The following is a 16091-nucleotide window of genomic DNA, read 5'->3' as shown; positions in this document are numbered from 1 at the left end:
TGTCGAGGCGCCGGTAGGCGACGTGGCCGCAGCCGCGGACCCTCGAAAGGGTGCGCCGGAGCAGTGGTTCACGCCGGGCGGTGCCGCCCGGGCGCTGCCGTCAACCGGTGGCCGCCTGACGGCGGCGCGTCGGGGGCGGGTCTCAGGCCATCACCAGGCGGCGGCTCAGCACCTCGTCCGCCAGGCCGTACGCCACCGCCTCCGGCGCGGTGAAGACCTTGTCGCGGTCCATGTCCGCGCGCAGGGTCGCGATGTCGTGGTGGGTGTGGCGGGAGAGGACCTCCTCGACCTGGGAGCGGATCCGGACCATCTCCTTGGCCTGCAGGGTGAGGTCGGAGACGGTGCCCTGCCGTCCGCCGCTGGCCGGCTGGCCGAGCAGCACGCGCGCGTGTTCCAGCACGAAGCGCCGGCCGGGATCCCCGCCCGCCAGCAGGACGGCCGCCGTGGAGGCCGCCTGGCCGACGCAGAACGTCGAGATCGGGGCCTGCACGAAGGTCATCGTGTCGTAGATCGCCATCAGTGAGGTGAACGATCCGCCGGGGGAGTTGAGGTAGATCGCGATCTCGTTCTCCGGAGCCGCCGACTCCAGGTGCAGGAGCTGTGCGATGACGACGTTGGCGACGCCGTCGTCGATCTCGGTGCCGAGGAAGATGATCCGCTCGGACAGCAGGCGGCTGAAGACGTCCGAGGAGCGCTCGCCGTGCGCGGTCCGCTCGACGACGTACGGAATCGTGTAGTTCCCCATGTCACAGCCCCATCCGTCGCTTCGAGGCGGTCGGGCGGACGTCCGCGAGGGACTCCACGACCCGGTCCACCATGCCGTACTCCCGGGCCTCCTCGGCCGTGAACCAGCGGTCGCGGTCGCCGTCGCGCGAGATGGTCTCCGCGCTCTGCCCGGTGTGCTCGGCGGTGATCCGCTCGATGGTCCGCTTGGTGTGCTCCAGGTTCTCCGCCTGGATCTCGATGTCCGCGGTGGTGCCGCCGATCCCGGCCGACGGCTGGTGCATCATGATCCGCGCGTTCGGCAGGGCGTACCGCTTGCCCGCCGTGCCGACGCTGAGCAGGAACTGCCCCATGCTCGCCGCGAAGCCCATGGCGAGGGTGGAGACGTCGTTCGGGATCAGCCGCATGGTGTCGTAGATCGCCAGGCCCGCGTGCACCGAGCCGCCCGGGCTGTTGACGTACAGGCTGATGTCGGTGCGCGGATCCTCCGCGGACAGCAGGAGCAGCTGTGCGCAGACCCGGTTGGCGGAGACCTCGTCCACCTGGGTGCCGAGGAACACGATGCGCTGGCCGAGGAGTTGGGCCGCGAGATGGTCGTCGAACCTGCTGGGCGCGGTGTCGCCCTCCTCCGCGCGGGGCGCGAAGGCACTGAGTGCGGTCATGGTCTCTCCTGTCGAGCGGTGATGCCGTCGACTCCACTCTCGGCCCGGCCGCGCGCGCCGCCGCGGTTTCTCTGCCCGCGGCAGATTCGCCGCGGGCAGAGCCCGCCGTCACCCCTTCCTCCTCCCGCCCGCGGAAGCGGTGCCGGCCCTGGTCAGCCCTTCTCCCGCAGCTGCCGGAAGAACGCCCGTACGTCCCCCACCAGCAGATCCGGTTCCTCCATCGCCGCGAAGTGCCCGCCCCGGTCGAACTCCGTCCACCGCACCAGGTTCTCGGTCCGCTCCGCCTTGTGCCGCAGCGGGAGCTGCGGCTCGGCCGGGAAGAGGGCGAGCGCGGTGGGCGCCGCCGACGGCTCGTCGGGCCGGGCCGCACGGCCCGTGGCGTGCGCGCGCTCGTAGTAGACGCGGGCGGCGGAACCGGCCGTCCCGGTCAGCCAGTACAGCATCACGTTGGTGAGCATGCGGTCCCGGTCGACGGCCTCCTCGGGCAGCAGCCGCGAGTCCGTCCACTCCTGGAACTTCTCCACGATCCAGGCGAGTTGGCCCACGGGCGAGTCGGCCAGCGCGTAGGCCACGGTCTGCGGCCGGGTGGACTGCAGGACCGCGTAGCCGGTCCCCTCGCGCGACCACTCGCTCCACCGCCGCCAGGACAGCAGCGTCCGCTCCTGCTCCTCCGTGCCGAGCTCGTCCAGCTCGTCCGGCGTCGGCTCGGTGAGCTGCTGCCCGCCCGGCAGCAGGTTGAGGTGCACGCCGATCACCCGGTCGGGATGGGCACGGCCCAGCTCGCGGGAGATCGCGGCCCCCCAGTCGCCGCCCTGCGCGCCGAACCGCTCGTAGCCGAGCCGCCGCATCAGCTCGGCCCACGCGTCGGCGATCCGGCCCGCCTCCCAGCCGGTGTCCGCGGGGGGCCCGGACAGCCCGAACCCCGGGATGCTCGGTACCACGACGTGGAAGGCGTCGGCCGGGTCGCCGCCGTACGCCGCGGGGTCGGCCAGCGGACCGACCACGTCCAGGAACTCCACCACGGACCCCGGCCAGCCGTGCGTGACGATCAGCGGGGTGGCGTCCGGCTCGGGGGAGCGGACGTGCGCGAAGTGGACGTTCGAGCCGTCGACGGTGGTCGTGAACTGCGGCCACCGGTTGAGCCGCGCCTCGGCGGCCCGCCAGTCGTAGGAGTGGCGCCAGTACCCGGCGAGCTCGCGCAGGTAGCCGGCGGGCACGCCGTAGGCCCATCCGGTGCCGGGCAGCTCGTCCGGCCAGCGGGTGCGGTCGAGGCGGTGGTGCAGGTCGTCCAGGGCGCTCTGCGGGATGTCGAGACGGAAGGGCCGGATGCCGGCGGAGTGCTCGTGGTTGTCCGCCGTGCCGGCGGGCGATGACGTCATGCACGGAGCGTAGGTGCGGACGGTGCCGCCGCCATCCGGATTTCTCCGCCGTCCCACCGATGAGTTCCACGGCGGGAACCGGTCGGTACAGGTGACCGCGTTCCACGCCCCAGGAGGAGAACCCATGACCACCGACGGATTCACCACGTGTCTCTGGTTCGACGGCCAGGCCGAGGAGGCCGCCCACTACTACGTCTCGGTCTTCAAGAACTCCAGCATCGGCAGGGTGTCCCACTACACCGAGGGCGCGATGCAGCCGGCCGGCACGGTGCTGACCGTCGAGTTCACGGTCAACGGCCACCGGTTCGTCGCCCTGAACGGCGGCCCGCAGTTCAAGTTCACCGAGGCGATCTCCTTCCAGATGTTCTGCGAGAACCAGGAGGAGATCGACTACTACTGGGCCAAGCTGACCGAGGGCGGCGGCGAGCCCGGCCCCTGCGGCTGGCTCAAGGACCGCTACGGAGTGTCCTGGCAGGTCATCCCCGAGAGCCTGGACGGGATGATCAGCGACCCGGACCCGGCGAAGTCGGCGCGCGCGATGCAGGCGATGCTGTCGATGGGCAAGCTCGACATCGCCGCGCTGGAGAAGGCCTACGCGGGCGAGTGACCGCCGGGCCGCCGTCCTTCCGCGCGAGGGCCGGTCCGCGCTCAGCGCCACGGGCGGACCGGCCGCGGCCACACCGGTGGCGCCCCGGCCGGCTCACCGGGCGCGCGCTCGTTCCGCGACCGTCCGGCTGATCGCGCGGGCGATCCGCAGGATGCCGGGGGAGCGCACCGGGCACGGCTTCGGCGCGGCGGTGGTGGGCGCCAGGCAGAAGTGCAGGTAGTCCCGGTCGAGGTGGAGAGCGGTGCGGTCGCGGCCCGGTTCGGTGCAGTAGCCGTCGTGCTGGTGCTCGTAGGCGGTGCACGGCAGGTACTGGCTCCAGGTGTAGCGGGCCCCGGCCGGGCTGACCGCGGCGCCCGCGTCGGCGACGAGGTCGCCCGAGGCGGCGGCCTGCCGCTCGTACATCTCGTTCACGCGCCGCACCCGGTCGGGCGTGACCGGGTCCGGGCCCTGGAGCACCCACACGATCGCCGGGCGGCGGGCGCCGCCCGCGCCGGCGATCTGTTCGGTGAGCCGGCGCAGGTCGGCGCGGTAGCGCGTGAAGTACCGCTGCGGTGCGGCGTCGTAGGTGATCCCGTCCATGCACCAGGTGTAGCCCCAGGCGTTGCCCCAGAACTGCAGCACCACATAGTCGGGATGCCGGGCGCGCACCAGTGCGGCCGCCTTGTCCGCGTCCGGCACGAGCGAGCGCTCCTGCGTGCCCTCGAGGTAGTCGCACGGGGTGGTCCCGGAGTACGGGACGCTGGTGTACGCCGCCTCCAGGTCCGCGCGGAGCCGGTCGCCGAGGACGTTCTGGGCCTCCATGGCGAGCGAGTCCCCGAGATACAGCACCCGTGGCTTCACCGCCGGCCTGTTCGGGGTGGCGGGGGCCCGCTGATGGGTCGTCGTGGCGGACACCTGCGGCAGTGCGGGGGAGGCCGGCACCTCCACCGGCCCCGACGGGTCGCCGCAGGCGCCCAGCAGCAGGACTCCGGCCAGCAGTGATCCCACGATCCACGGCTTGCGCATACGGCGACTCCTGCACCGGCGACCGAGAACGGCTCACCAGGCAAGCACAGTCGGGTTCAACGAGGAAGGGCCGGCGTCGAGTTGAACCCCTCATGCCCCCTCGCCCGGACGGCTCCGGCACGGGCCCGTACCCGGCCCGTGCCGGAACGCGCCACCCCCGCGGCGCCGACGCGCCGCGGGGGTGACGGGGGCGGATCAGACCCGGTCGGCGACGATCAGCAGGTACTGGAAGCTGCCGTCCCGGTACGCCGTGAGGAACGTGTCCTCGATGCCCGTGACCAGGTGGTCGGCCTGCCGGCGCAACTCCCAGTAGGGGATGGCGTCGGCGGTGAGGTCCTGGACGTGGACGGGGACGAGCCGGTTGCGGGCCATCGCCCGGAAGTACTCCGAGCGCGGATGGATGTCGCAGATGTAGTGGGCGTTGATCAGGGACACCTCGCGGGACGCCCGGCCGTAGGCGTCGTTGTAGCAACCGGTGATCACCACATAGCGCCCGCCGCGGCGCAGCAGCCGGGCGTGCTCGGCGAACAGCAGCTCCAGCTCGACGTACATGGTCGACTCGTTGTTCCACGAGGCGGCGTATGCACCGGTCTCGAAACCGGTGTCGAGCATGTTGCGGTGGTGGTAGCGGACCTGGCCGTCGATGCCCCGCTTGCGGGCCTGCTCGGCCGCGAAGGCGGCCTGCTTGGCCGAGATCGTCACGCCGTCCGCCTGGCAGCCGTGGCGCAGATGGGCCACGACGCTGCCGCCGCCGCGCCCGCAGCCCGCGTCGAAGACGCGGTCGGCGGGGGAGAGCGGACCGAGGTGGCCGGCGAGGAGTTCGGCCTGGGCGTGTTCCAGACGGTGCAGCTCGGCCGTGATCCGCTCCCGTCGCCGTGCGGGGTCGGCCTCCTCGAGCACGGAGCGGTCCGCCTCGCCGATGCCGTAGTGGTGGTGGTAGAGGTCGTCGATCCTGCCGAGTTCGAGGTTGACCGGGTTCTCCTCGGCGTTCCAGTAGTCGGCGACGCGGTTCTGGTACCGGGACTGGGTCGGTACCGGTGCCGCCGTGGTGCCGGCGTCGGGGGCGATGGTCAACAGATGACTCCTCGTGGTGCGTCTGACGTCACGTCAGCAGTACGGGTATTACCAGTAGTCGGGCAGGGAGTAGCGGTGGGTGTTGGTGGCGTGCCACTCGTGGTTGCCGGCCACCCAGTCGGACAGGCCCCGGGCGTAGCGCTCCACGAGCGGTGAGGTGGCGGCCAGGAGGGCGGACTCCTCCTCGAAGGCCGCCATGATCTCGTTGTGGATCTCGACGGCCCTCAGATAGGCGGCCTTCAGGCCGCACCGCTCGTTGGCGGCGACGACCTGCGGCAGGTTCAGGTGGGTGGGGTCGCTCGCCAGCTCCTTGGTGAAGGAGTACAGGTCGTTGACGACGGTGGTGGCGTTGCAGGCCAGCGCGGTGACGCGCTGGATCTCCGGGCGGGCGTAGACCGCTTCGGGCAGTTCGTAGCCGTCCACGGCGTCGACGATCGACAGGCAGGGGCGGAAGTTGTTGAACTGCCGCATCACCAGGTACTCCCACACCTGCGGCACGTGCCGGGTCTCCGCCCATGCCGCCTCGGCGAGATAGCCGAGGTGCAGCCGGGCGATGTCGTGCACGAAACGGTCGGTCTGGCTGGGGGTGGCGAGGACGGAGTAGTCCCTCAGCGCCCGGTGGTACGCGCGCAGCGGACCGTCGGCCTGCACGCCTCGCGCCCACTGCTCCTGCAGCAGGGGCGGGCCCTGGAAGGGATCGAGCGCCGACTGGGCCAGGATCAGCCGGCCGCCGAGGCCGCGGCGGGCGCCGCCCCTGCCCTCGTCCTCCTCGCAGTAGCAGCTGTCGATGAGGTTCTCGGCCAGCAGCAGCTTTCCCGCCGTGGTCAGCCGCTCCAGGTCGGCCGCCGCGGGATGCTGCAGGACGACGGCCCGGCCGAACTGGAAGCCCGAGAAGTCCCCCGACCACGCCTTCGGGAACAGGTCGAGACCGTGGGCCCAGGTCTCCAGCCTGCGGTCGATCTCCTCGGCCTTGGCCGGGTCGGCGGGCGCGACGGGCCGGTACCGCAGGCCGGGGATCGCCCCGCCGCGGCGGCTGCGCACCGTGCGGGCCAGATCGGGCGGCCCCGGCAGCGGCGTCGGGGATGCGGGCGCACTCATCGCTCTCTCCACCCTCAGTCGGCCGTCCGGCCGAGCTGGACGTTCTCCAGGATCCCCGCGGCGTCCGGCACGAGGATGGCCAGCGAGTAGTAGGCGGTCACCAGGTAGCGGATGATCGCGGCGGTGTCGATGCCCATGAACCTCACGTTCAGGCCGGGTTGGTACTCCTCCGGGATGCCCGTCTGGTACAGGCCGATCACCCCCTGGTCGGACTCCCCGGTGCGCAGCGCGATGATGCTGCTGGTGTGCTGCGGGCTGATCGGGATCTTGTTGCAGGGAAAGATCGGAACGCCGCGCCAGGCCGGGATCTCGTGCCCCTCGACGGTGGCGGTACCCGGCACCAGGCCGCGCCGGTTGCACTGCCGGAAGAACGCGGCGATCGCCTTCGGGTGGGCGAGGAAGACCTTGGTCCTGCGGCGCATGGCGAGCAGTTCGTCCATGTCGTCCGGGGTGGGCGGCCCCGTGAAGGTGCTCACCCGCTGGCCGTAGTCGACGTTGTGCAGAAGCCCGAACTCCCGGTTGTTGACCAGCTCCCACTCCTGGCGCTCGCGGATCTCCTCGATGGTCAGGCGCAGTTGCTGCTCGGTCTGGTTCATCGGGTCGTTGTAGAGGTCGGCGACCCGGGTGTGCACCCGCAGCACCGTCTGCGTGAGCGACAACTCGTACTCGCGCGGGGTGAGTTCGTAGTTCACGAAGCCGCCGTCGAGGGTCGCCTCGCCGACGTGGCCGGCCTGTACGGGCACGTCGGCCTCGCCCTTGCGGTTCATCGGCAGCCGCTGCCGCTCGGCGAACGCCGCCAGGTGCGCGGCGAGCGAGGGCACCCGCCCGGTGAGCTCCCTGACGACGTCCCAGGGCAGCGCCAGCACCACGCCGGCGGTCTCCGCCCGCACCGAGCTCAGCCACAGCGGGTCCGGCTGGCCGATGGCCTCGTCGCCCATCTGGTCGCCGTCCGCGACGACCCCGATGATCTCCTCCTCGCCGTACTTGCCGGCGGCGTAGCGGGTGAACCTGCCGTGCACGACGAGGTAGGCCTCGGTGACCGGTTGCCCGGCCTCGAACAGCACCTGCCCGGCCCGCACCTCGCGCGCCCGGAAGCGGGTGGCGACCTCCTTGAGGACGTCGGTCTCGGAGTAGCCGCGCAGCACGGGCAGTTCGGTGAGCGTCTCCGGGATGACCTTGATGTCGTCGGCGCCGTTCTGCTCGAACTGCACGCGTCCGCGCCCGACGCGCAGTTGCAGACGCCGGTTGACCCGGTAGGTGCCGCCCTTGACGTCCACCCAGGGCAGCGTCCGCAGCAGCCAGCGTGAGCTGATGGCCTGCATCTGCGGTTCGGACTTGGTCGTCGTGGTGAGCCGGCGCGCCGCCTGCGTGCTGAGACTGGTCAGCCGCGCCTGACCTTCGGGCTCGGGCGGGACGGGTTCCTCGGTGGCGGGCCCGGAGGCGCTTTCGGGGGCGGACACATTCCCTCCCTGGGGATGCACATGGCGATGTACAGGGGTGGCAGGGGTGACGGGGGTGGGGTGACAGAGCGACAGGGGTGAACGGAGCGGTCGGAGCGGAAGGCGACTTCGTGGCGGCCGGCGGACGCGAACCGCAGGTAAAAGCCAAACAGCTGTGATCGCGGGCCGGTACGGCGCGAAGGGGGCGGCTTCACGGCCCCGAGGCGCAAACGCCGCGGACGAGGCGGGGGAGCGTCGGGGAAGTGATCGCACGCCGGTGATCTTCCGTCCCCACTCCGGCGTACAGGGCGCACGACCGCCCCAGGGGCACCGCGCAGCGCGCGCTCCCCTGCAGTGCTGCCCGCGCTCAGGACACGTCGTTCACCAGCACCGCGGCTCCGTCGAAGCGCCCGTCCCTGAGGTCCAGCAGCGCCTCGTCCGCCCGCGACAGCGGATAGGTGTGCGTCGTGGCGCGCACGCCGTGCCGGGCCGCGAGGGCCAGGAACTCCCGCCCGTCGGCACGGGTGTTGGAGGTGACGCTGCGGATCTGCTTCTCGTAGAACAGCTCGCTCTCGTAGTGCAGCGGCGGGGTGTCGCTGAGATGGATGCCGGCGACCGCGAGCGTCCCGCCGCGGTCGAGGGCCCGCAGCGCGACCGGCACCAGGTCGCCGGCCGGAGCGAACAGGATCGCGCTGTCCAGCGGCTCGGGCGGCATCGCGTGGGCGTCCCGCGCGGACGCCGCGCCCAGTTCGAGCGCCAGCCTGCGCGCCGCGTCCCCGCGCGTGAGGACGTGCACCGTGGCGCCCTCGGCCAGCGCCAGCTGTGCGCACAGGTGCGCGCTGCCGCCGAATCCGTACAGGCCGAGCCGTCCGCCCCGCGGCAGCGCCGCCCGCCGCAGCGCGCGGTAGCCGATGATCCCGGCGCACAGCAGCGGCGCGAGCGCCACGTCGTCGAGGGAGCCGGGCAGCCGGTGGGCGAAGGCGGCGGGGACGGTCGTGTACTCGGCGTAGCCGCCGTCGGCGTCCCAGCCGGTGTACCGGGAGGCCGGGCACAGGTTCTCCGCCTCGCGCGAGCAGTACGCGCAGGTGCCGTCCGTGCGCCGCAGCCAGGCCACCCCGACCCGTTCACCGACCTCGAAGCCCCGTACCAGGGCCCCGAACCCGGCCACCTCGCCCACCACCTCGTGCCCCGGCGTCACGCCCGCCCGGTGCACCGGCAGGTCGCCCTCGGTGACGTGCAGATCGGTCCGGCACACCCCGCACGCGCGCACCCGCACGAGCAGTTCGTCGTCCGCGGGCCGCGGCACCGGCTTCCGGACGAACCGCAGACCGCCGTTCTCGACCGGCCCGGGTGTCTCGACCGCCCACGCCCGCATGGTCCCGTCCGTCATCGCGCACCCCGTCCCGTCGCTGCCCGTCTCCCGGCTGCCCGTCTCCCGCGCCGTGGAGGCCCGTTCCCGTGCTCCGAAGGCGCTCACCACCAGTCTGGAACGGACCTGCGCGTTCGGCGCGCGTTTCGGCGGAGGGATGGCTAGCGTGAGGAAACGGACCGGATTCCACCTATTCGGGAGAGGGCCGCGTCATGGCCGTGCAACCTGAGGGAACTCCCTGCTGGGCCGATGCGATGTTCGTCGACCTCGAGGCAGCCAAGAACTTCTACGGCGACGTCCTGGGCTGGACCTTCGGCGAGTCGTCGTCGGAGTACGGAAACTACACCCAGGCCTACGCGGACGGCAGGGCGGTGGCCGCCGTCGTACCGCCGATGCCCGGGCAGGAGGGCCACTCGCAGTGGTGCCTGTACTTCGCGTCCGCGGACGCCGCCGCCACCGCCGCCAGGATCCGTGAGAACGGCGGCGAGGTGCTGATGGAGCCGATGCAGGTCGGCGAGTTCGGCACGATGTGCCTGGCCCGCGACCCCGGGGGAGCCGTCTTCGGTGTCTGGCAGGCGGGCACCCACGAAGGGTTCGAGGCGCCGCCGCAGCAACCCGGCGCCTACTGCTGGGCCGAGGTCTTCACCCGCGAGCCGCGCGCGTGTGACGCCTTCTTCACCTCGGTCTTCGGCTACCGCGCCAAGCAGATGCAGGACGACGCGATCGACTTCCGCCTGTTCGAACTCGACGGGAACACCGTGCTCGGCCGGATGCGGATGACGGAGGACTTCCCGCCCGAGCTGCCGCCGTACATCAACGTCTACTTCACCGTCCCCGACTGCGACGACGCGGTCGCCCGGGCGGTCAAGCTCGGCGGCGTGCTGCGGTTCGGGCCGATGGACAGCCCCTTCGGCCGGTTCGCGGCGCTCAGCGACCCGCAGGGCGCCGGCTTCTCGGTCATCGATCTCACGACGACGGCCGGAGAGATGCCGCAGACCACCGACGTCTCCTGACGGCGGGCCGGGAGGCCCGCCGGTCCATGGCATGATCGGCCCATGCGTGAACGTGTTGTGGCCGCGTGCGACGGGGCTTCGAAGGGAAACCCCGGGCCGGCGGGCTGGGCCTGGGTCGTCGCCGACGAGACGGAGAGCCCGGCCCGCTGGGAGGCGGGACCGCTCGGCAGGGCGACCAACAACGTCGCGGAACTCACCGCGCTGGAACGGCTGCTGACGGCGACCGATCCGGGCGTCCCGCTCGAGGTCCGCATGGATTCGCAGTACGCGATGAAGGCGGTCACCACCTGGTTGCCCGGCTGGAAGCGCAACGGCTGGAAGACCGCCGCCGGCAAGCCGGTCGCCAACCGGGAACTGGTCGTGCGCATCGACGCGCTGCTGGAGGGCCGCTCGGTCGACTTCCGCTACGTGCCCGCCCACCAGGTCGACGGCGACCCGCTCAACGACTTCGCCGACCGTGCCGCCAGCCAGGCGGCGAAGATCCAGGAGCCCGCGGGCAGCGCCCTGGGATCCGCCGAGCCGCCCCCTTCCGAGGACACCCCGAAGTCGGGCGCCGCGAAGCCGGGCGGCGCGCGCCGCAGACCGGCCCGGCAGGGCGCGGGCGCGTCGTCGCGCACCATCAAGGCGAAGTTCCCCGGCCGCTGCCTGTGCGGCCGCTCCTACGGGGCGGGCGAGCCCATCGCCAGGAACGCGCAGGGCTGGGGGCACCCGGAGTGCCGTACCGCCGAGGCCGCGGGCCGGCCATAGCGGCCGGAGGAGGACCGGAAAAGGATCGGAAAAGCACCGGAAAAGGACCGGAGAAAAGACGGGGTGAATGGCCATTCACCGAGTGGACGAGTAAGGTGAATGGCCATTCACCCGCCTGTTCCGCATCCTCCGCTGGAGCGCCGATGGACCACCCAGGACCGATACCCCGCGCCACCGGGCCGGCGGTGCCGCTGCGCGACCGGCTCACGATCCCGGTGCTGGCCTTCGGCGGCATCCTCATGGCCGTCATGCAGACCGTGGTCGTGCCGCTGCTGCCCGATCTGCCGCGGCTGACGGGCGCCTCCGCGGGGGCGGTCTCCTGGACGGTCACGGCGACCCTGCTGTCGGGCGCCGTACTCACCCCGGTCCTCGGCCGGGCCGGCGACATGTACGGCAAGCGCAGGGTGCTGACCGCCGCGCTCGCCCTGATGACCGTCGGCTCCGTGATGTGCGCCCTGTCGTCCGACATCACCGTGCTCATCACCGCCCGCGCCCTGCAGGGCGCCGCCGCCTCAGTGGTGCCGCTGTCGATCAGCATCCTGCGCGACGAACTGCCGCCCGAGCGCCGGGGTTCGGCGGTGGCGCTGATGAGCTCCACCGTCGGCATCGGCGCCGCGCTGGGCCTGCCGCTGGCCGCGCTGGTCGTGCAGTACTACGACTGGCACACCATGTTCTGGCTGACCAGTGCCCTCGGCGTGCTCGGCGTCTGCGCCGTGTGGTGGGCGGTCAAGGAGTCGCCCGTGCGGGAGCCCGGCCGGTTCGACGTGCCGGGCGCGCTGGGCCTGGCCGCGGCGCTGGTCTGTCTCCTGCTCGGCGTGTCCCAGGGCGGGCAGTGGGGCTGGGGGAGCGCACGGGTCGTCGGGCTGTTCCTCACCGCCGTCGTGGTCCTGGCCCTGTGGTGGCGCCAGCAGCTGCGCACCGAGAAGCCGCTGGTCGACCTGCGCCTGGTCGCACGGCCCCGCGTGGGCCTCTCCCACGTGGCGGCGCTGCTGACCGGATTCGCCTTCTACGCCAACTCGCTGGTGACCGCCCAGCTGGTGCAGGCCCCGAAGGCCACCGGCTACGGCCTCGGACTGTCGATCGTGGAGACCGGCCTGTGCCTGCTCCCCGGAGGCGTCACCATGCTGCTCTTCTCGCCTCTGTCCGCGCGCATCTCCGCGGCCCGCGGCCCGCGTGTCACGCTCGCCCTCGGAGCCGCGGTCATCGCCTGCGGCTACGTCGTGCGCATCGCCGACAGCCGCGACCTCTGGATGATCATTCTGGGTGCGACGGTGGTCTCCACCGGCACCACCCTCGCCTACTCGGCGCTGCCCACCCTGATCCTGCGCGCCGTGCCGGCCGAGCAGACCGCCTCCGCCAACGGCGTCAACGTCCTGATGCGCACCATCGGCCAGGCCACCTCCAGCGCCGCCGTCGCCGCGGTGCTCGTCCACCACACCAGCCCGGTCGGCGGCGCCCCCGTGCCCACCCTGCACGGCTATCTGCTCGCCTTCGGGATGGCCTGCGCGGTCGCCCTGGCCGCGAGCGCCGCGGCCCTGAGCATCCCGGGCGACCCCGGGACGGGCGCGACACGCCGGGCCCGCGGCCGTATCCGTGACCGCCGCGACGGGGCGCTGGAGGGAGCATGAGTTCCGTGAGCACTCCTCCCCCCGCGTCCGCCCCCGCCTCCGCCCGCCGGGACGCCGAGGCGACGAAGGCGGCCATTCTCAGGGCGGCCCGCCACCTGCTGGCCCGGCACGCGCACGGCGACATCACGCTCAAGGCGGTGGCCGAACGCGCCGGTGTGAGCGCCCCGCTGATCCTGAAGTACTTCGGCAACAAGGACACCCTCTTCGCCCGCGTCATGTCCTTCGAGACCGACGCCGAGGCCCTGCTCGACGCCCCGCTGGACGAACTCGGCCGGCACATGGTCCGGCACGTGCTGGTCAGCCAGACGCGGCAGGGCGCCGACCCGTTGCTGCGGATCGTGTTCGCGCCCCTGCACGGCGCCCAGGGCGACATCCTGCGCGCCAACTTCCGCACCCAGGTCACCGACCGCCTCACCGGACGGCTGGACGGCCCCGGCGCGGGCCTGCGGGCGGAGCTGGCCGTCGCGGGCCTGCTCGGCCTCGGCGTGATGCACGGCATCGCCCGAGGCACCCACGTGCGGGGCGCCGCGCTGGAGGACATCGTGGACCGGTACGCACCCGCCGTGCAGGCGCACCTCACCCCGGCCGGTGGCGGATGAAGGATCCGGCCGGCGGATGAAAGACTGACGTCATGGACGAGCGCACTTTCGGTAGGTCTGATCAGCACGCATCCGTCATCGGTCTGGGCACCTGGCAGCTGGGCGCGGACTGGGGCGACGTCGACGACAAGCAGGCACTGTCCGTCCTGGAGGCGGCGGCCGAGGCGGGGGTGACCTTCTTCGACACCGCCGATGTCTACGGCGACGGGCGCAGCGAGCAGACCATCGCCGCCTTCCTCGCCGGACGGCCCGACCTGCACGTACTGGTCGCCACCAAGATGGGCCGCCGGGTCGAGCAGATCCCGGAGAACTACGTCCTGGACAACTTCCGCGCCTGGAACGACCGCTCCCGCCGCAACCTGGGCGTCGACCGCGTCGACCTCGTGCAGCTGCACTGCCCGCCCACCGCCGTCTACTCCACGGACGCGGTCTTCGACGCCCTGGACACCCTGGTGGAGGAGGAGCGGGTCGCCGCGTACGGAGTCAGCGTGGAGACCTGCGCGGAGGCGCTGACGGCGATCGCGCGGCCGAACGTGGCCAGCGTGCAGATCATCCTCAACCCGTTCCGCATGAAGCCGCTGCGGGAGGTCCTGCCGGCCGCGGCCGAGGCCGGCGTCGGCATCATCGCCCGCGTCCCGCTCGCCTCCGGGCTGCTGACGGGCAAGTACACCAGGGACACCGTCTTCGCCGACAACGACCACCGCAACTTCAACCGGCACGGCGAGTCCTTCGACGTCGGCGAGACCTTCTCCGGCGTGGACTACGCGACGGGCGTCGAGGCCGCGGCGGAGTTCGCCGCGCTCGCGCCCGAGGGCTGCACCCCGGCCCAGCTCGCGCTGCGCTGGATCATCGACCAGCCCGGTGTGACCACTGTGATCCCCGGCGCCCGCTCGCCCGAGCAGGCGCGCGCCAACGCGGACGCCGCCAGGCTCCCGGAGCTCGACGAGGGCACCCGGGCGGCGATCCGCGACCTCTACGACCGCCGGATCAAGGACCAGGTCGAGGCCCGCTGGTAGCCCCGCGGGCCGCTCACGGCTCCAGGAGCAGCTGCCACTCCTGCTCCTGGTCGCCGGAGGCCGAGCCCTGGTCCTGCAGGGTGAAGGCCTGGCCGAGCGCGTCGCGCGCCGTCGCCACCGCCCGGGGCGAACCCTGCACGGTCAGTGTCACCGCGCCGGACAGGTGACCGACGCCGGACTGCCCGCTGCCGGGCGTCCGGTGCGCCGGGTCGTGCGCGAACCGCGCCGTGTGGACGGTGACGTCGTCACCGGCCGGGAGGTCCTCCCGGGGGAGGCCGAAGGCGGGTTGCAGGACCCGTACGACCGCACGCGCGTCGTCGACCGTGCCGCCGCTGAAGGTGACCGTGAGCTCGGTGCCGGGCATGTCCTTCTGACTCCTCGGATGGTCGTCGTACACCATGGCGCTCCGTGTAACCCCCCGCCCCTCGCCCAAACAGCCACCGATGCGCGCACGGCCTGCTCAATCCCGCGCGAAGGGGGAACACGGTCAGGGAAGCAGTCCGGGTCCAGACGAGGCGGGAGGAACCGTGCCGGCCACGAAGAGCGGTGCAGAGGTCAACGAGTGGGGGCGGCACGAGACCGACGAGGAGAGAGCCGACCGGAAGTGGGTCGAGCTGATCCAGGAGGTCCGGGTCGCCCAGACCGGGGTGCAGATCCTGTTCGGCTTCCTGCTCACCGTGGTGTTCCAGCAGAAGTACGAGTCGCTGACGCAGACGGACAAGACCATCTACATCGTGACGGTCGTCCTCGGCGCCGCGACGACCGGCGCCCTCATCGGGCCGGTCTCCCTGCACCGCCTGGTGTCCGGGCGGCGGGTCAAGCCGCAGGCCGTCGAGTGGGCCTCCCGGCTGACCTTCGTCGGCCTGGCGCTCCTGCTCACCACCATGACCTCCTCCCTGGTGCTGATCCTGCGGGTCGCGACCCACGACGGCATCGTGCCCTGGATCGTCACGCCGATGGTCGTGTGGTACGCGCTGTGCTGGTACGGCGTTCCGCTGTGGACCCGGCGCCGCCATACGACGAAGTGAGGCCCGGCGCGGCGAGCTGCCGGTCGTGCGGACGGGCGAGCACGAGTACCGAGACCGTGGCGCCGATCAGCGCGCAGAACATGTCCCACTGGGTGTCCCACACGTCGCCCTGCGTGGCCAGGAACGCGTCCGCGGAATGGCCGCCGACCACCGCCGCCAGCCACTCCAGCATCTCGAAGACGGCGCTGAAGGCGAGGCACGCGCAGACGGTCAGCGGCGCCAGCCAGCGGCTGCCGCGCAGCGGTGAGGTGCGGCTGAGCAGCTCCCGTACCAGCACCGCGGGGACGAAGCCCTGCATGAGGTGGCCGAAGCGGTCGTAGGGGTTGCGGGACAGCCCGAAGACGTCGCGCACCCAGTCGCCCAGCGGCACCCGCGCGTAGGTGTAGTGGCCGCCCACCGCCAGCACGAGGGCGTGCGCGGCCAGCAGGCAGCACAGCAGGTTCGTCAGCGGGAAGCGCCGCCGGGTGAGCACCACCAGCGGCAGCCCTGCCAGCACCCAGACGGTCTCCAGGAACCAGGTCGTCCGGTCGCGGGCGCCCCAGGCCGACAGGGCCATGCCCGTGACCACGACGGCGACGAGCACGGCGGGCAGACGCCGTCGCGGCGCGGCGGCAGGCACAACAGCGGTCATGGGGGCTCCTTCTCGCGGCAGCCCCCATGCTGGCCGAGCGGGCGGACGGCGGCATGAGTACCGCTACTCAGTC

Annotated in this window: 17 protein-coding genes; 7 read left to right on the top strand and 10 right to left on the bottom strand. The window is 72.3% G+C overall.

Features of this window, described 5'->3' with window-relative positions; translation table 11 throughout:
- Positions 1–142: 142 nt before the first annotated feature.
- The 3 genes from ACJ9NR_RS02695 to ACJ9NR_RS02685 all read right to left on the bottom strand — a co-directional run bounded on the left by ACJ9NR_RS02695 (position 143) and on the right by ACJ9NR_RS02685 (position 2764).
- Positions 143–745, bottom strand: coding sequence for a ClpP family protease (locus ACJ9NR_RS02695; protein ID WP_412489989.1), 603 nt, complete (start codon positions 743–745; stop codon positions 143–145).
- Between the two features lies 1 nt (position 746).
- Positions 747–1385, bottom strand: coding sequence for an ATP-dependent Clp protease proteolytic subunit (locus ACJ9NR_RS02690; protein WP_412489990.1), 639 nt, complete (start codon positions 1383–1385; stop codon positions 747–749).
- A 152-nt stretch (positions 1386–1537) separates the two neighbouring features.
- Positions 1538–2764 carry an epoxide hydrolase family protein gene (locus tag ACJ9NR_RS02685; RefSeq protein WP_412489991.1) on the bottom strand — a complete coding sequence of 409 codons (1227 nt, stop codon included), beginning with the start codon at positions 2762–2764 and terminating at the stop codon, positions 1538–1540.
- Between the two features lie 124 nt (positions 2765–2888).
- Between ACJ9NR_RS02685 and ACJ9NR_RS02680 the strand changes: the two genes are divergently transcribed.
- Positions 2889–3371, top strand: a complete 483-nt coding sequence (locus tag ACJ9NR_RS02680) for a VOC family protein (protein WP_412489992.1) — start codon at positions 2889–2891, stop codon at positions 3369–3371.
- A gap of 93 nt (positions 3372–3464) precedes the next feature.
- On the opposite strand, the gene ACJ9NR_RS02675 is transcribed toward ACJ9NR_RS02680, so the two are convergent.
- From ACJ9NR_RS02675 to ACJ9NR_RS02655, 5 genes are all read right to left on the bottom strand, one after another.
- Positions 3465–4376 carry an SGNH/GDSL hydrolase family protein gene (locus ACJ9NR_RS02675; RefSeq protein ID WP_412489993.1) on the bottom strand — a complete coding sequence of 304 codons (912 nt, stop codon included), beginning with the start codon at positions 4374–4376 and terminating at the stop codon, positions 3465–3467.
- A 195-nt stretch (positions 4377–4571) separates the two neighbouring features.
- On the bottom strand, positions 4572–5450 hold the full coding sequence (locus ACJ9NR_RS02670; RefSeq protein WP_412489994.1) for a geranyl diphosphate 2-C-methyltransferase: 879 nt from the start codon (positions 5448–5450) through the stop codon (positions 4572–4574).
- A gap of 48 nt (positions 5451–5498) precedes the next feature.
- The gene (locus ACJ9NR_RS02665; RefSeq protein WP_412489995.1) at positions 5499–6548 is read right to left on the bottom strand and encodes a family 2 encapsulin nanocompartment cargo protein terpene cyclase; all 1050 of its coding nucleotides are present in this window, start codon (positions 6546–6548) and stop codon (positions 5499–5501) included.
- A gap of 14 nt (positions 6549–6562) precedes the next feature.
- The gene (locus ACJ9NR_RS02660; RefSeq protein ID WP_412489996.1) at positions 6563–8008 is read right to left on the bottom strand and encodes a family 2B encapsulin nanocompartment shell protein; all 1446 of its coding nucleotides are present in this window, start codon (positions 8006–8008) and stop codon (positions 6563–6565) included.
- A gap of 346 nt (positions 8009–8354) precedes the next feature.
- The gene (locus ACJ9NR_RS02655) at positions 8355–9362 is read right to left on the bottom strand and encodes a zinc-binding alcohol dehydrogenase family protein (protein WP_412490529.1); all 1008 of its coding nucleotides are present in this window, start codon (positions 9360–9362) and stop codon (positions 8355–8357) included.
- Between the two features lie 206 nt (positions 9363–9568).
- Between ACJ9NR_RS02655 and ACJ9NR_RS02650 the strand changes: the two genes are divergently transcribed.
- The 5 genes from ACJ9NR_RS02650 to ACJ9NR_RS02630 all read left to right on the top strand — a co-directional run bounded on the left by ACJ9NR_RS02650 (position 9569) and on the right by ACJ9NR_RS02630 (position 14359).
- Entirely contained in the window at positions 9569–10369 is an 801-nt protein-coding gene (locus tag ACJ9NR_RS02650; RefSeq protein WP_412489997.1) for a VOC family protein, read from the top strand.
- A 42-nt stretch (positions 10370–10411) separates the two neighbouring features.
- Positions 10412–11116: a ribonuclease H family protein gene (locus ACJ9NR_RS02645; RefSeq protein WP_412489998.1), complete on the top strand. Its 705-nt coding sequence runs from the start codon at positions 10412–10414 to the stop codon at positions 11114–11116.
- 143 nt (positions 11117–11259) lie between these two features.
- Positions 11260–12744: an MFS transporter gene (locus ACJ9NR_RS02640; protein ID WP_412489999.1), complete on the top strand. Its 1485-nt coding sequence runs from the start codon at positions 11260–11262 to the stop codon at positions 12742–12744.
- Positions 12741–13343 carry a TetR/AcrR family transcriptional regulator gene (locus ACJ9NR_RS02635; protein WP_412490000.1) on the top strand — a complete coding sequence of 201 codons (603 nt, stop codon included), beginning with the start codon at positions 12741–12743 and terminating at the stop codon, positions 13341–13343. Before ACJ9NR_RS02640 ends, ACJ9NR_RS02635 begins: the two co-directional genes overlap by 4 nt.
- A 32-nt stretch (positions 13344–13375) precedes the next feature.
- Positions 13376–14359: an aldo/keto reductase gene (locus ACJ9NR_RS02630; RefSeq protein WP_412490001.1), complete on the top strand. Its 984-nt coding sequence runs from the start codon at positions 13376–13378 to the stop codon at positions 14357–14359.
- 13 nt (positions 14360–14372) lie between these two features.
- Here ACJ9NR_RS02630 and ACJ9NR_RS02625 read toward each other — a convergent pair whose 3' ends face one another.
- The gene (locus ACJ9NR_RS02625; protein ID WP_412490002.1) at positions 14373–14723 is read right to left on the bottom strand and encodes a hypothetical protein; all 351 of its coding nucleotides are present in this window, start codon (positions 14721–14723) and stop codon (positions 14373–14375) included.
- 163 nt (positions 14724–14886) lie between these two features.
- Here ACJ9NR_RS02625 and ACJ9NR_RS02620 point away from each other — a divergent pair, with 163 nt between their 5' ends.
- Positions 14887–15387, top strand: a complete 501-nt coding sequence (locus tag ACJ9NR_RS02620; protein ID WP_412490003.1) for a DUF6328 family protein — start codon at positions 14887–14889, stop codon at positions 15385–15387.
- On the opposite strand, the gene ACJ9NR_RS02615 is transcribed toward ACJ9NR_RS02620, so the two are convergent.
- Entirely contained in the window at positions 15308–16018 is a 711-nt protein-coding gene (locus tag ACJ9NR_RS02615; protein WP_412490004.1) for a DUF2238 domain-containing protein, read from the bottom strand. The two genes, ACJ9NR_RS02620 and ACJ9NR_RS02615, sit on opposite strands and share 80 nt — an antisense overlap.
- Positions 16019–16091: the final 73 nt, after the last annotated feature.

This window comes from Streptomyces sediminimaris (assembly GCF_047049295.1).
Lineage (GTDB): Bacteria > Actinomycetota > Actinomycetes > Streptomycetales > Streptomycetaceae > Streptomyces > Streptomyces sediminimaris.
The sequence above is the reverse complement of the archived record's forward strand: the minus strand, read 5'-3'. Positions and strand labels throughout refer to the sequence as shown.

Bases quoted from the DNA above. Each gene is read 5' to 3' on its own strand.
- ACJ9NR_RS02695 (WP_412489989.1), bottom strand. From the start codon at position 745: ATGGGGAACTACACGATTCCGTACGTCGTCGAGCGGACCGCGCACGGC.
- ACJ9NR_RS02675 (WP_412489993.1), bottom strand. From the start codon at position 4,376: ATGCGCAAGCCGTGGATCGTGGGATCACTGCTGGCCGGAGTCCTGCTG.
- ACJ9NR_RS02690 (WP_412489990.1), bottom strand. From the start codon at position 1,385: ATGACCGCACTCAGTGCCTTCGCGCCCCGCGCGGAGGAGGGCGACACC.
- ACJ9NR_RS02615 (WP_412490004.1), bottom strand. From the start codon at position 16,018: ATGACCGCTGTTGTGCCTGCCGCCGCGCCGCGACGGCGTCTGCCCGCC.
- ACJ9NR_RS02645 (WP_412489998.1), top strand. From the start codon at position 10,412: ATGCGTGAACGTGTTGTGGCCGCGTGCGACGGGGCTTCGAAGGGAAAC.
- ACJ9NR_RS02635 (WP_412490000.1), top strand. From the start codon at position 12,741: ATGAGTTCCGTGAGCACTCCTCCCCCCGCGTCCGCCCCCGCCTCCGCC.
- ACJ9NR_RS02640 (WP_412489999.1), top strand. From the start codon at position 11,260: ATGGACCACCCAGGACCGATACCCCGCGCCACCGGGCCGGCGGTGCCG.
- ACJ9NR_RS02655 (WP_412490529.1), bottom strand. From the start codon at position 9,362: ATGCGGGCGTGGGCGGTCGAGACACCCGGGCCGGTCGAGAACGGCGGT.
- ACJ9NR_RS02630 (WP_412490001.1), top strand. From the start codon at position 13,376: ATGGACGAGCGCACTTTCGGTAGGTCTGATCAGCACGCATCCGTCATC.
- ACJ9NR_RS02650 (WP_412489997.1), top strand. From the start codon at position 9,569: ATGGCCGTGCAACCTGAGGGAACTCCCTGCTGGGCCGATGCGATGTTC.
- ACJ9NR_RS02625 (WP_412490002.1), bottom strand. From the start codon at position 14,723: ATGCCCGGCACCGAGCTCACGGTCACCTTCAGCGGCGGCACGGTCGAC.
- ACJ9NR_RS02685 (WP_412489991.1), bottom strand. From the start codon at position 2,764: ATGACGTCATCGCCCGCCGGCACGGCGGACAACCACGAGCACTCCGCC.
- ACJ9NR_RS02680 (WP_412489992.1), top strand. From the start codon at position 2,889: ATGACCACCGACGGATTCACCACGTGTCTCTGGTTCGACGGCCAGGCC.
- ACJ9NR_RS02665 (WP_412489995.1), bottom strand. From the start codon at position 6,548: ATGAGTGCGCCCGCATCCCCGACGCCGCTGCCGGGGCCGCCCGATCTG.